Origin of the sequence: Serratia sp. 3ACOL1 (assembly GCF_003668775.1) — a bacterium.
Classification (GTDB): Bacteria; Pseudomonadota; Gammaproteobacteria; order Enterobacterales; family Enterobacteriaceae; genus Chania; species Chania fonticola.
Map to the genome: position 1 here is coordinate 4,699,602 of NZ_CP033055.1, position 14,475 is coordinate 4,714,076.

11 protein-coding genes and 1 pseudogene are annotated in these 14,475 nt (G+C 48.7%); 6 read left to right on the forward strand and 6 right to left on the reverse strand.

What is annotated here, in order from left to right; translation table 11 throughout:
- The first annotated feature begins 125 nt into the window (after window positions 1-125).
- On the forward strand, window positions 126-3,374 hold the full coding sequence (locus D9980_RS21190; RefSeq protein WP_121608362.1) for a S8 family serine peptidase: 3,249 nt from the start codon (window positions 126-128) through the stop codon (window positions 3,372-3,374).
- A 50-nt stretch (window positions 3,375-3,424) separates the two neighbouring features.
- Here D9980_RS21190 and D9980_RS21195 read toward each other — a convergent pair whose 3' ends face one another.
- The 3 genes from D9980_RS21195 to vapB all read right to left on the reverse strand — a co-directional run bounded on the left by D9980_RS21195 (window position 3,425) and on the right by vapB (window position 5,907).
- Entirely contained in the window at window positions 3,425-4,972 is a 1,548-nt protein-coding gene (locus D9980_RS21195) for a hypothetical protein (protein WP_121608363.1), read from the reverse strand.
- Between the two features lie 291 nt (window positions 4,973-5,263).
- The gene (locus tag D9980_RS21200; protein ID WP_021181796.1) at window positions 5,264-5,680 is read right to left on the reverse strand and encodes a type II toxin-antitoxin system VapC family toxin; all 417 of its coding nucleotides are present in this window, start codon (window positions 5,678-5,680) and stop codon (window positions 5,264-5,266) included.
- Window positions 5,677-5,907, reverse strand: a complete 231-nt coding sequence (gene vapB, locus D9980_RS21205) for a type II toxin-antitoxin system VapB family antitoxin (RefSeq protein ID WP_121609064.1) — start codon at window positions 5,905-5,907, stop codon at window positions 5,677-5,679. Before vapB ends, D9980_RS21200 begins: the two co-directional genes overlap by 4 nt.
- A 399-nt stretch (window positions 5,908-6,306) precedes the next feature.
- Between vapB and D9980_RS27195 the strand changes: the two genes are divergently transcribed.
- Together D9980_RS27195 and D9980_RS27200 are read left to right on the forward strand one after the other, a co-directional pair.
- On the forward strand, window positions 6,307-7,320 hold the full coding sequence (locus D9980_RS27195; protein WP_255417713.1) for an amidohydrolase family protein: 1,014 nt from the start codon (window positions 6,307-6,309) through the stop codon (window positions 7,318-7,320).
- The gene (locus tag D9980_RS27200) at window positions 7,317-7,646 is read left to right on the forward strand and encodes an amidohydrolase family protein (RefSeq protein ID WP_255417714.1); all 330 of its coding nucleotides are present in this window, start codon (window positions 7,317-7,319) and stop codon (window positions 7,644-7,646) included. Before D9980_RS27195 ends, D9980_RS27200 begins: the two co-directional genes overlap by 4 nt.
- A 125-nt stretch (window positions 7,647-7,771) precedes the next feature.
- On the opposite strand, the gene D9980_RS21215 is transcribed toward D9980_RS27200, so the two are convergent.
- The 3 genes from D9980_RS21215 to D9980_RS21225 form a co-directional block, all read right to left on the reverse strand.
- Window positions 7,772-8,383, reverse strand: coding sequence for a LuxR C-terminal-related transcriptional regulator (locus D9980_RS21215; protein WP_121608364.1), 612 nt, complete (start codon window positions 8,381-8,383; stop codon window positions 7,772-7,774).
- 384 nt (window positions 8,384-8,767) lie between these two features.
- Window positions 8,768-9,259 carry a hypothetical protein gene (locus D9980_RS21220; protein WP_121608365.1) on the reverse strand — a complete coding sequence of 164 codons (492 nt, stop codon included), beginning with the start codon at window positions 9,257-9,259 and terminating at the stop codon, window positions 8,768-8,770.
- A gap of 6 nt (window positions 9,260-9,265) precedes the next feature.
- Entirely contained in the window at window positions 9,266-10,072 is an 807-nt protein-coding gene (locus D9980_RS21225) for a transcriptional regulator (RefSeq protein WP_121608366.1), read from the reverse strand.
- 455 nt (window positions 10,073-10,527) lie between these two features.
- Between D9980_RS21225 and D9980_RS21230 the strand changes: the two genes are divergently transcribed.
- From D9980_RS21230 to D9980_RS21240, 3 genes and pseudogenes are all read left to right on the forward strand, one after another.
- Window positions 10,528-11,052: a fimbrial protein gene (locus D9980_RS21230; RefSeq protein WP_121608367.1), complete on the forward strand. Its 525-nt coding sequence runs from the start codon at window positions 10,528-10,530 to the stop codon at window positions 11,050-11,052.
- Window positions 11,053-11,137: 85 nt separating this feature from the next.
- Window positions 11,138-11,674 (forward strand): fimbrial protein, encoded by a 537-nt coding sequence (locus D9980_RS21235; protein WP_121608368.1) that lies wholly within the window; start codon window positions 11,138-11,140, stop codon window positions 11,672-11,674.
- A 163-nt stretch (window positions 11,675-11,837) separates the two neighbouring features.
- Window positions 11,838-14,365, forward strand: a pseudogene (locus tag D9980_RS21240) (outer membrane usher protein).
- Window positions 14,366-14,475: the final 110 nt, after the last annotated feature.

The following is a 14,475-nucleotide window of genomic DNA, read 5'->3' on the forward strand; positions in this document are numbered from 1 at the left end:
TGTCAGTTCAAAAAGTGAGCACACTGCAGGTGCTCGTTTGAAATGGTATACAAATCAATAAAAAAGGTGTGGCCAACTTGGCACAAAGAAATATTTCTGTGAGCATTATTGAAAGGAATATCAACATGAATTTGATTTCAAAGGTATTTTTTCACAAGGCTTGTCAACAACCCAACAAAATAAATCAAAACCAGGGGAAAAAAGTCACGCTTAACAAGTCACTCATTGCCTTGACCATTTCCGCCGCCATCTCACCGATGGCCGGTGTGGCCACCGCAGCTTATGTGGAAACAGGGCAGATTGGCGATAAAGCCAGTTGGGAAACAGAGGAATACAGCAAGGATTGGGGCATAACTGCGATGAAAGCATCCAGCGCCTATGCGTTGGGGTACTCTGGGCAAGGGGTTAACGTTGGCGTAATGGATTCTGGTGCTCTGTTATTTATTCATCAAGATCTTAACGGCGATCGCTTCCATGCTGTCCAGGCTAATGGCATCTACGGTTCGTCCGGTTTGCGTTACCCACAGTCGGCCCCGGGGTTACAGGGCGAATATATCGAGGGTGAAGCATTTGATATCAGCGGCCAATGGGTAGCTGGTGTTAACGATGGCCATGGGACCCACGTAACTGGCACCGTTGGGGCTAATCGTGATGGTGAAGGCATGCACGGTGTTGCCTGGGGCGCCAATATTTATGTCGCTAATACCGGTGGCACAGATAGCAATAACTATGGCCCGTTCCAGGATTACCAGTACTTCTATACCGGTTGGAAAGCGCTGGTTGATTCCGGTGCAGAAGTGATTAACAACAGCTGGGGCACCAACATTCGTATTGTCGACAACGGGTCAACCGGCAGTGATGGTGGCAATACTGGTGTGCATATACCTGCCAATAACATGACCCAATCAGAATATGAGTATTTTTATTTCAATAAAGTCTATGGAGACAATCCGTCCTTTGTTGATGCTGCCTATGATGCCGTGAAAGGCACCACGGTGGTGCAGATATTTACCACGGGCAACCGCGATTTTGCCAATCCATTCTATCGTGCACTTTACCCTTATTATCACCCTGAAGCCGAGCAGCACTGGATTGCTGTTGCCGGGTTGCAACGGGTAACCGGTACCGATAAATACTCCCTCTCTTATACCTGGAATGAGGCTGGTGAGGCCAAATGGTGGACCGTGGCTGCGCCGGGAAATGGCATCTACTCAACCACGGTGAATGCGACAACCGGGGCTCCGGGCTGGGGGAACTCATCAGGTACCTCCATGTCGGCTCCCCATGTGGCTGGTGCCATGGGCGTACTGCTTTCACGCTATCAGGACATGAGCGCTCTTCAGGTTCGTGATGTGATGTTCACCACCGCCAGCCACCAGAACCCAGACGGTAGTACGCTGGCCAACTGGACTGCGGCTGACGGCGTTCCCGATGTTCGCTACGGCTGGGGAGTGCCCGATCTTGATAAAGGGATGTATGGGCCCGGTCAGTTCCTTGGCAAGGTTGAATACAACATGGCCACAACACCGCTTGATGTCTGGAGTAATAACATCAGCCAGCAAGCGCTGGATGCGCGTAAACAAGAAGATTTGGCCTGGCTACAGAACTATAAAAATCAGGGTATTGCGGCTGGTGGAGCCTATGAGCTGGGTAATAGCTTCGTAGTCAATGACGGTAACAGCGATCCGACGGATCATATCGTTAGCCAGGAGGATGCGGAGAAATGGCGGCAGGATTATTACGCTGCGCGTGCTGCAGCTATTGAGTCCAAAATTGACGCCGATCTCTATACCGGTTCCCTGGTTAAACTCGGTGCGGGTACGTTGGTCATGACCGGTGATAACAGCTATCAGGGGAATACCACCGTGGAGAACGGCGCCCTGTATGGCTTCACTGAATCCTTTGGTAGCGGCACCGTGGCGGTGAATGGCGGTAAGTTCGGGGTCATTGGCCACTATAACGATACGTTTACGCTGAAGGGGCCACTGACATCGACAGCAAGCCATAAGGCCAATATTGACGTCAATGCCGGGGGTACTTACGTCGTCAGCACGGATGAACATGTCAATGTGGGTCAGTTGACCTTTAACGACGGTTCGATGATTACGGTGGGCTCCAACGACAGGGACGTATACGCAGACGTGTTTAATAATGGCACCGTCGCTGTTGGCACGGTCACCGCTGATGCCTTAACCGGTGTTGATAAGGCCATTGCCACACCTCAGTACGCGTTCTTCAACACCGAGGTCGAGGTTTCTGGTAATGCCCTCACCGCCAGTTTTGGCCGTAATGATGATGTGACGTTTGCCTCTTACGCTTCAAACCACAATGGCCGCTCTATTGCCAATACGATTGAGGGCACGGGTAGGGGGACGCTTTTCGACTCCCTGCTGATGGCATCTGGTGAGCAGGTTAGTAATACCTACAACTCACTCGGCAATGATATGTACCTCAATACGCAAAATGCCAGCATCGTTAATTCAATGACGATGTCCCGTGTTATCAAGGATCAGGCGGTTGGCGTGGGGGGAGGGCGTTATGTCGAAACGGCCGATGGTTCGGGCCGCTTCTGGATGGCACCTATAGGTAGCTGGTCTAATGTGGATTACGGCCAATCCAGCATGGACGTCGATTTCTTCGCGGCCTTAATCGGCAGTGAAATCGATGTTAGCAGCAGCACTAAACTCGGGCTGTACTTCGGGGCGGGTAGCACCGATTTCAAAGGGGGAAGCAGCGGTAAAATCGACAGTGACGACCTGCACTTCGGGGTTTACGGCGTCTCTAAAATCGCTGATGTGGCTTCGCTGAATTATGGTGCGATGTACACCAAGCAGGATCGTGATGCTAATCGTACTTTGAGTGTCCTCGATCAGGTTGGCACAAATTCTGTTTCCCCAAATGTGGATATTACCCAGCTGTTTGCAGAAGCGGCCTATTCAGGATTCAATACCGATAGCTATTCCGTTGAGCCTTATTTCGGTGTCAGCTGGATGCATATCAAATCCGATGGCTATGTGGAAACGGTTAACAACATGGTGTTTACCACCAACGTTGATAACCAGGATCTGCAGGTCACCACCCTTGGCGTGCGTACCGCGGTGCCATTTACCTTGGCTAACCTGGATATGGCAGTGAAGGGCGATCTGTATGGTACCCACTTCTTCGGTGACACCACTCCAGAAGCGACAATGTCTCTTGCAGATAGCGGAGTAGCAAGGATCCAGGGGGGCAAATTGTCTAACCTGGTTGGCGTGGGGTTAGGTATTGAAACCAAGCTCGGTAAAGCGACCACCTTCGGTCTGTCATACACCGGTGCCTATAATAGCGATATCACCTCAAACGGTTTTTACGCCAAGTTAAAGATCGATTTCTAGAGTGATTACGCGATAAAACAACCACCGGCCAAGGCTGGTGGTTGTCCCGATCAAATGAAAAAGTCAGGGTATCTCTGTTCTAGCAGGGCGCGCAGCTGCTGACGATCCAATCCCTCAATCTCCTGAATAAATCCCTCTGCCGGGATCTTCTTCTTCGCCCGGGAAAGCCCGTGCTGGCTGAGCAGCGAGATATCATCGCGGCTGAGATAGAAATTCACCTTGATGTAATCCCACTGATAATACTTCAGATAGCTCGAGATTTTATTGGTGAAGGTGATCAGCAAATCAAAGGGGATCTGCTTGAGCGTGTGTATCTCATTGATATTCACGTAGCCGACAATCTCAATATGGAAGTGCGACTTCAATACCTCCTTGAAATAACCCACCTTACTTTCCGAAGAGTTGGTCACGATAATGACGCGTTTTTTCTCCTCGCTGTGGACTCTGTTTTGCAGCTCGTATTTCTTCAGGATCAACACCAGCGTGGACAGATGCACCGGCGAAAAGGTGGTTTGATAGTGCTGCGCGATGGGGGCGGTGGCCTGGGCGACGCCCTGATAGAGCAGCGCGTGCCGGGTCTGAACCTGATGCAGTTTTTTATCGTCAAAGTAGAGATTGAACTTGTTTTGTACGATGGTCGAATAGACGAACTGGTAGATCTCGGCGAAGAAGGGCGAACGGTTGTGGATTTCTGCCCGCAGCAACGGGGTCAGGGTTTCACAAAGGTGGCCAACGAGCGTAATCAGCGTGGGATCGTAGATATCGAACGGTCGCCAGGTGTAGGTCAGCGATGAAATCAGCAGGTCGAGAAAGCGGTTTTCGTGCTCGCCATCCAGCAACCCAAAGTCAGAAGATTGAATAAAGCTCAGGTTATCGCTGTGGGTAATAAAATGCCCGCGCCGCATGCGATGTAGCGCAATGCTCATATACACCAGGAAGTATTTCTTGCTGTTATAGCCCAGCGTGATCCGCTGGCTCAGCCGCTGTTGGTATAGCTCGGCAGCGGCACTGATTTCCTGTTGGCACACCTTTAAGAACTGCGTGGCAATGGAGCGATTAATCGGCTCGTTGGCCTTGTGGGGCACCAGCAGGTGATCTTCGCCGATCTCGATGGTTTTCAGGATCGTCAGACAAATGGCGATGCGCAGCAGGATCTCGTCGCCATCCAGCCGCGATCCCTGTTTGGGAATGGCGGTAACGGCGAGATGGTTCGCCTGTAAAAATGCCGACAGCGCCTGGTTATCGTTTTTGAGCGTGGTTGGGCTGACGTTAAACTTGCGGTAATACTCGCTTTTGTTCACCACGTCCTGCAGGCATAGCGCCACGCTGAGATCTTTAATGCGTTCATCGGCGGTGGTGATGTAGCGGTTAAACGGGATCTGCTCCAGAAAGGCGATATATTCCCGGTAGCCGATTGCCGTGACGATCCACTGCCCATCGATATGTAGGTGGCAATCTGGCTCCAGGAACTCGTTGATCTCCTTCATGGAGCGCTTCAGCGTCGATGTGGTTTTGCCAAACCTGGAGGTGACATCCTCGATTAACACCGGGCTGTGTTCCTGAATATATTTCAACAATGACAGGTCAAAACTGTTCACCAAGGCATCTCAACGTCTGGTCTGGAGTCGGATAGTTGAGGGTATAGAAATTCGCGGGGATTGTCTGTGAGCTGGGTGGGTAAGGGGGAGTGTAGAGGCACACTGAAATTGGTTAGTTAAATTGAGGGGGACCGGCTTGCCTTAGCCGCTGAACGTCAGTTGCGCGCCTGGGGGGTATTTCCGCCCAGGATTATCGAAAGCCAAACAAGCCCGTAATGACTATCTTGCATTGATTTCCCGTCAGGAAAATTCCGGCGCTGATATAGCGAAGGGCGTTATGCCACCCTCCGCTTACTTCACCCAGTCCTCCAGCTTCAGGTCCGGTACCCGCGCAAATTCCCGTGTATTATTCGTCACCAGTATGGCGTCTGCCGCAATGGCATGCCCGGCAATCGCCGTGTCGTTGGGACCGATGGGGGTCCCGGCTGCAGACAGCGCCGCCTTAACTTCCGTGGTGGCGTCCACCGCCGCCCGGTCCCAGGCCAGCACGGCATCCAGGCGGGCGCAGAATGCGTCGACTAGCTGCGCGTGGCGCGGGGAGGCCTTTTTTCCGATAGCGCCAAAGCGCATCTCGGCGTAGGTGATGGCCGAAACCACGATGCGGTGATTGCGCAGTACGGCCTGCTCAAGACGCTTAATCACGGCTTCCGGCTGCTCGCGCATGATGAACGAGCAAATGTTGGTGTCCAGCATATAGGTCTTGTTCACAGGTCAAATCGTCCTTCGTCGCTGACAACGTCCTCACGGTCCGCCATAAAGTCCGTGTCGGCTTTTTCGAGTTGTGTGAACGATCCCCAGGTCGGCCGGATGGGACGCAGAATGATACGGTCCCCTTCCCGGACGATCTCCAGCTCGCTCACCCCCTCAAAATCCATGTCACGCGGCAGACGGATGGCGCGGTTATTACCATTTTTAAAAATAGATACGGTTCTCATATTCATCTTTTGCCCTTTTGGGTGTTATGTGTGCAGGTGAGTGCCATAAGCATATGTTAAGTATATGCCTGTGGTGGGCGCTTGTATAGGGTAAGTATGTGCAGATGCCAAACCTATGCAGATGTAAGGCAATGGATATCCATCACCTGATTGACAAACGCTAGACTGGGATGAAGTGTTGTCTGTGTGATAAGTAAGCAGGATGGAGGATGAGTCTCTAATCGTAGTAAAAAGGCCAAGATGCTTAATGGGAAATGATTTTTCACTAACCCTATAACAACGTTCTAAACTCTATTGAGACTCAAGTCTTCCCACGTTCCTTTGGAGATAAGAGGGGATCATCTACTAGCCATAAATAATAAACGCTACCTGGTTCAGGGATCCGAGAGGGCATTACTGATGTTAGATTCAATCAAAAGAACATTCTTGGCCACATGTCTGACCGGCCTCCTGCTCCAACCCTCATTATCCGTTGCTCAATCGACAATGACCCTCTTCGAGGATGTGCGGATCTTTGACGGCACAAGTTTAACTGCCAAGATGAATGTGGCCATTGAAGGCAATAAAATTACTCAAATTTCTTCCCAACCGATTAGTTCACCCACTGATGCAGTGCATATCTCTGGTAATGGTCAAACATTGATGCCCGGCCTTATCGATGCTCACTGGCATACCTTTATGGTGCGTCCTACCATGGCCCAGGCATCAATGGCTCCGTTAACTTTTATTACTTTGCTGGCCGGTGCTGAAGCTGAGTCAACGCTGATGCGTGGATTTACCAGCGTTCGCGATTTGGGTGGACCTGCGTTTGGCTTAAAACTCGCTATTGATAATGGCGTCATCAAAGGGCCACGCATCTGGCCATCGGGGGCAATGATTTCACAAACGGGTGGTCATGGTGATTTTCGTATGCTTTCAGAGATACCGTCTACCCCTGACCAATTGAGCTATCCAGAGCGAGTAGGCATATCAGCGATAGCGGATTCACCCGATGAGGTTCGCAAGCGTACCAGAGAACAATTATTGCAAGGAGCCAGCCAGATCAAGCTGACCGGGGGCGGTGGCGTCTCTTCTCCCTATGGCCCGATAGATACGGTCCAACTTAGCGTCGATGAAATTCACGCTGCAGTCGAGGCCGCTGCAAATTGGGGGACCTATGTGACAGTCCATGCATATACCCCGGAAGCCATTCGTAATGCCATTCAGGCCGGCGCAAAAGTGATTGAGCATGGTCAACTAGCCGATGATGCAACGGCAAAGCTGATGGCAGATACGGGGACATGGTGGAGTTTGCAGCCTTTTTTGGCTGACGAAAATGCCAATCAACTGCCCGATGCCGCCGGACAAGCCAGAGCAGCACAAGTGTTTGCCGGAACGGATAATGCCTATCGCTTGGCAAAAAATACGGTGTGAAAGTCGCATTTGGCACGGACGTGTTATTTGATGCGAATTTGGCAGCCAGGCAAGGCTCTCAACTTTCTACCATGACGCGGTGGTACACCCCAGCCGAAGTGCTAAAAATGGCGACGGCTGATAATGCACAATTGTTGGCACTATCAGATCGACGCAACCCCTATCCAGGAAAACTGGGCGTTGTCGAAGTCGGCGCTTTAGCCGATTTATTACTGGTCAACGGCGATCCGATAGCTGATATCGGCCTGCTGGCCGATCCTGGCAAAAACCTGACTGTCATTATGAAAGACGGTCAGATAGTAAAAAACCAGCGGCTGGCGAAGTGAGTTTTCATATTGCGAGGTTTGATGTCCATTAGTGGAAACACGCAGTAAGAACATAACCTTATCATCTTCTGTGAGCTGGGTGGGTCAGGAGACTGTGGCGGCGCATCGCTTCCTGCGGTGAGCTCTTAGCCCATCCTCTTTGTTTGGCCGATGAGTCCCCCTTGTAGCATCCAATAGAGCAACTCGCTATTACGTCTGAAGTTGAGTCTTTTCATGGCTGAACGTTTATGCGCACTGACCGTTTTCACACTCAGATTCATATAATATGCTACCTCAGTCAGACTCCTACCCTGTTGGAGGTAACCTAATACCTCGTATTCACGATGGGTAATCGTTTGAGTTAAAGCTCCATCAAATGCAGAGCCTGAAGAGTGCGGATCGATAGACCGCGCTTGTTCAACCATATTCAAGACTAAGTCGATAGGTTGATGACGGTATAAGGTGCCGTCTTTTCTTACACAGCGAAAAATGTGAGTAAGACCCCTGTTTTCGGTTTTATCACAGATTGCAAAAACAAGCGGGTTAGATGTGCTGTGTGGATATATGTAGCAGAAATTGTTCGGGATGCCATGACGAGGGGCATGAAATAAGATATCTATTGAGTGTTTTGAAGGTGTCTCATCAATGAACCTCACGTTGGTATTTTTTTTGAAGTAAAATTCTGCAAGCGCGTGGCGCAGGCCAACTGTAAAGTACTGATTATTGTCAATTATTGAAATTCTTAACGTTTTTTTCATAACCTATATCCTTGTTTTTTTAAGCAAAGTACATATCTGACCATGGAGAAGTTTGTATTACTTTGCATGTTTATTTAAATCAGTTTCGTAATAATTTTGATGTTCATGAAAATAAAAAATTCTATTGTTCAGTGCGGGGGGTAATTTCTCAAGAGGTTACCTGAACTACGGCGTGTTTTGCAATTTAATAAAGGTTAAGTTTAAAATTAAGTTAGTTATTTTTCATGGTGGTTACTTAAGTTTTATTAATTTAATTATATAAAGATAAGTGATCGTATTTTTAAGTTATGTAGATGGTGAATACATACCTGTATTTTTATAAGTTAATTAAATTAATCGCTTACCGAGGGTAAGCGATTTGACATAAGGGTGAATAAAATTGTGTTAATCGTGATATTCTGAAAGTACGCAAACAAAGAATGGATTAGATAGTCCCTGGAAAAAAACTGCATTTTTATTCATTTCTTTCAATTCTGTATAGAACTCGACCCCAGGAATTTCAGGCAGAATATATTGCTGCCATGACGCCTCTGGAACATTGTCGCCTGGGGAAACAACCTCTCGCGTGATTGTTGTTTTTTTCATGCCATTTAATTCTGAGTGTTTGTGAGTAAAAATAAGTTTCCTATTAACCAGGTATTGCTGATTATCTTGTGTATACGTCCCCGTCATCTCTAATAAACCTTCACCACGTATAGTAAATATGATGCTGGCAAACAAGTTGATATCAATATCTTTGTTGTTACGCTCGATATGTGAAATCAGTTGCGCATCACAGCGGAAAGGTTGCTTGCTAGGAGCATTAAGGTGATGGCGATAGTAGATATAACCGCATATAAAAACAATGGCTAGTAACGCAAATAATATTTTTTTCATTTTAGCCTACTTAACATATTTATAGTTTGTGCAATTTCTATAGTGAGTGCTGTCACGATTTTTACAAACAGACATAAAGCTTATCTTCATCTTCGCATTGTTATTTCGAGTGTCTGCGTAATAGATGTCGATACTCTCTTGTGTACAATCGATCTTTTCACTTTCAATCCTGTTAGTAACCATTTTTATAAAATCGGTAGGGGGGGTAACACTAGTCAAGCTATAGATATTACACTTATCTATTGTGGTCACCAAAGGAATAGCATCATTTTTAGGTAAGAGTAGGAAAGCCACTCCTGCTGCAGAGGCTAAAAGTAATGCCACTACAAGAATGATAATGTTTAACTTAACCTTTTTTCTGCTCTTCTCTGTTCGATTTTCTGGCTGAGATAAAGTTCGTTCATTTATCCGCGTGGTGGGTTCATCTACGATGACCGCGCTCCTTTCCTCTATCGCCACTTCTTTTATTATTTTTTCCGCTTTTATGACAGGATGAATTTCCGCCTCCATTCTAAAGCCAACTTTGGGTACGGTGATGATGACATCACTATCGAGCCCCAGATTGACAAATGCTTTCCTTAACTCACTTATGTGGTTGCTTAAATTGGCATTTGAGGGTGCGAAGCCATATTTTACCCACACATTTTGAATGATGACATCTTTAGAAAGAGTGTTCCTGTTGTTCTCAATGAGCTCACATAACAGACGGCTTGCTGGTTTGGTTAACTCAATGGACAGTAGGGTGTCATTTTTTAAGGCTAGGATCCTAGTGTCAGGATCAAAAGTTAGGTGTAAATTTATTATGTATTTCATAGTGTTGATAAGTAACCCTTAGTGTCAATGTTGCGTCAAAGCTTAACGTCGTTTCAAAGAATAAGAATAGTCTCTGATTTTATCTTTTGGGGAATTTAGTTGAGAAATATGGCTTGAGTCAACTGTTTGCTGGAATTATTTTTTTAATAATAAGTTATCATTTCTTAAAAGGCATGAGATCCCGCTTGATGTGGCTATTTTCTTACATTGCAAAACAATATCCTTATAATTCATTAATTGTTAGTTATAAATCCTTTTTTATTGTTGTAAATCAGCTTAATTATCTTTTATGGCTTGATGGAGGTAACATATTTCCAGTCGCCGATACTCATTCATATAAATGACCAGCGTAGTAGAGAATAAAGCTCTTCTCAAGACTCCGACTCTGTGCCAGCTCATGAATGGCTATGGTGATAAACATATAGGATAAACTGTTTTATTAAGGATATAGTAAAATGAAATTGAATAAGATCATGATGGCGACGGTATTAGCATTTGGCACTATTTCTGGTGCGCAGGCTGCAGACCAGGGTCACGGCACAGTTACTTTCACTGGCTCAATTATTGATGCTCCGTGCTCTATTGATCCGAACTCTATCGACCAGACGGTTGACTTGGGTGCTGTTTCCAACGTGTCACTGCTTAATGGCGGAACTTCTAGCCCTAAGCCTTTTGAAATTCATTTGGAAAAGTGCAGCCTGACAACCGCAAAAACGGTCACCACCACTTTTGATGGTGCACCAGGTAAAAATGGTCTTTTGGGCATGAGCGGTGATGCTGAAGGCGCAAGCATTGCTATTATGGATGGTGGTAATAACCTGGTTACTCTGAATAAGCCGACTACCGGTCAAGTGATCAGCGTGGGCGCTACGGACGCAACTCTTGCATTTAGCGCTTATCTGAAAGGTGACGGCGACAAGATTGATGTTGTCCCAGGCAAGTTTTATAGCGTCGTAAGCTTCATTATGGACTATAAATAATCGGTCCTGGCTAGAAGATAAATCGTGCATACGGGATTACCCCGTATGCATTCTTGTCAAAGCTAGTTCAGAGGATATAAGTTGAATGGAAAAGGTGTTACCTCGTCATTTGGCATTTTGCCTGTTGGTACTGTTACCGTTAGAAAGTTGCTCTGTGCTGGCATCTGGTTGGGGACGGGTCAATATGCAAGGTGCCGTGATTGAAACCGCCTGCGCTATTGATACTGAAAGCAGTGACCAGACAATTGACATGTCTCTATTACCACTGAGCCAGATAATTCGTGATGGACAAGGTTTGACCCGTTCTTTCAGGATCCGCTTGGTTAATTGCGTACTGGGGAATATAGACAAAAGTCAGCCAGATTGGCAGCGCTTTCAGGTAACGTTTGATGGTCGTATGGATAATGGCTTTTTCGCTGTTGATGGGCAAGCGCGTGGTATCGCATTACAGCTGAAAGATAGTAGGGGAAACACTGCGTTCCCTGGAGAGCCGTTACCTGCAATGAGTATTGCTGAAGGGAACAGACAGTTGAATTACTCCTTGCGCTTGGTGAGTAATTTACAGGTGTTGCGTGTTGGTGAATATACCTCAACCATTCGCTTTAAAATGGATTACTACTGAAGAAAAGCCATGGTTGAAATGGAATTATGAACCCTCTCTCTTTTCAATAATGAGTAATGTAAATAAAAATTAATTCCATAAGCTATGGAAGGGTCTGCTTCGTCTTAATAGCTGTAATGTGAATAATAAAAGGGATTGATGAAGCATGAGGATATCGAACTGGATGTTATTACCTTTTCGCCCACGTGCATTGGGCGTTTGTATAGCCTGTGCGCTAGGGAGTGGTGGGCATCATGCCAGTGCGGCGGAAGTCCAGTTCAATACGGACGTGCTGGATGTTAAAGACCGAGGGAATATTGACCTTGGCCAGTTTTCCCGCGGCGGTTATATCATGCCGGGCGATTACATGATGTTAGTGCGTATTAATAAACAGGAACTGCCTGAACAACCTGTCGTTTTTTACCCGGCAGAACAGGATGCCAATGACAGCGCTGCCTGCCTTAGCCCGGCAATGGTTGAACAATTTGGCTTAAAACCGGCAATAAAAGAAAAATTGACCTGGTGGCACCAAGGCGAGTGTTTATCGCTGGGTAGCCTGCCAGGGACGGCTGCGCGTGCCGATCTGGGCAGTGCCAGCCTGACAGTGAGCCTGCCACAGGCCTATCTGGAGTACGCGGCAGACAACTGGGATCCCCCATCGCGTTGGGATGAGGGTATTCCCGGATTACTCATGGATTATTACATCAACGGCCAGGCACAACGTCAGCAGCAGCGTGGTGAGCAGGGTTATAACGTGAGCGGCAACGGCACCATGGGCGCCAATCTGGGTGCCTGGCGATTACGGGCTGACTGGCAGATGCGGCTGGACCATCAGACCGGTAGCGGGACAGGAACACGTAATAACTGGGACTGGAGCCGTTACTACGCCTATCGGGCTATGCCACGTCTGGGGGCGCAGTTGTCGGTTGGGGAGAACTTCTTGTACTCCGACATCTTTGACAGCTTCCGCTTTACCGGTGCCAGCCTGATCAGTGATGACAGCATGCTGCCACCGAACCTGCGCGGATATGCCCCAGAGGTGACCGGTGTAGCGCGTACCAACGCCAAAGTGGTGATCAGCCAGCAGGGGCGGGTGTTGTATGAGACCCAGGTCGCGTCAGGGCCGTTCCGCATTCAGGATATTAATGATGCGGTGTCTGGGCAGTTGGATGTGCGGGTAGAGGAGCAGGACGGCAGCGTGCAGACGTTCCGGATCGATACCGCCAGCGTTCCGTATCTGACACGGCCAGGAACGGTGCGCTACAAGTTGGCGAGTGGTCGCCCTTCTGACTGGAGGCACAACACCAATGGGCCATTGTTCGGCACCGGTGAATTCTCCTGGGGGGTGAGCAACGGTTGGTCACTGTATGGCGGTGGCGTGGCTGGCGGTGATTACAACGCATTGGCGGTGGGGATCGGGCGCGATCTGATGATGTTTGGCGCATTGTCGTTTGACTTTACCCAGTCGCGTGCACGCTTGCCACAGCTGGAAGACAGCACGCTGACGGGGGCTCTTACCGGCTGAGCTATTCGAAAAACTTCGACGAGTATGACAGCCAGGTGACCTTTGCCGGTTACCGCTTCTCGGAGCAGAACTACATGTCGATGAGCGAATATCTGGATGCGCGTACCTACGGCACTCGTAATCAGAACAGCAAGGAGATGTATACCGTCAGTTTCAGCCAGCACTTCCGCGATCTTGGGTTAAGTGCCTACCTGAACTACAACCACCAGACCTATTGGAACAGTACGACCAACGATCGTTACACCCTGACGTTGTCGCGCAATTTTGACCTTGGTCGGTACCGCAACTTGAGCCTTTCCCTGACGGGGTATCGCAACAAGTACAACGGTGCCAATGACGATGGCATGTATCTGTCACTGTCAATCCCATGGGGCGGCAATGGTTCGGTGAGCTACAGCAGTAGCTACGATCGCAATGATAACAGCCATCAAGTGGGGTACTACGATCGTCTGGAAAATGGCGACAGTTACCAATTGAGCAGCGGCGTCACCCGCAGCGGTGGGGCGGCGAGTGGTTATTACAGCCATCAGGGCTCATTGGCCCAGGTGAATGCCAACGCCAGTTATCAGGAAGGCCGCTATTCATCGGTAGGTGTGTCATTGCAGGGCGGCGCGACAGCCACCATGAAAGGCGCGGCACTTCACCGTTCGGGCATGATCGGCGGTACCCGAATGCTGCTGGATACGGACGGTGTAGCGGATATCCCGATTGGCGGTTATGGCGCAGTGACCCGCACTAACCGATTTGGTAAAGCGGTGGTGACGGATGTCAGCAGCTATTACCGCAACCAGGTGAGCATTGATGTTAACAAGCTGCCAGATAATGCCGAAGCCATACGTTCGGTAGTTCAGGCCACTTTGACCGAAGGGGCTATTGGTTACCGACGGTTTGAGGTGATTGCCGGTGAGAAGGCGATGGCGGTGATCCGCCTGGCGGATGGTTCAACAGCCCCATTTGGTGCCACGGTGAAAAACCATAAAAAGCAGGAGGTCGGTATCGTAAGTGACGATGGCAGCGTGTACCTGAGCGGCATTAATCCGAACGAAGAAATGACGGTGCATTGGAGTGGGTTGGCGCAGTGTGCGCTGACGCTACCGGCGCAGATCCCGCAGAGTGGTCTGACCGATCTCTTGTTGCCATGCAGGTTGTTACCGGCGAATGACACGGCAGAAAACCTTGCCGGATGAGTCAGCAGCAACACAAGTTTAGCCATTGTGACAGGCCGATAAGGCCTCTCCCACGGCAGACCTATTTTTTAACGAATTGACAGAAGCCAGATAATGAGTAACCCACAATG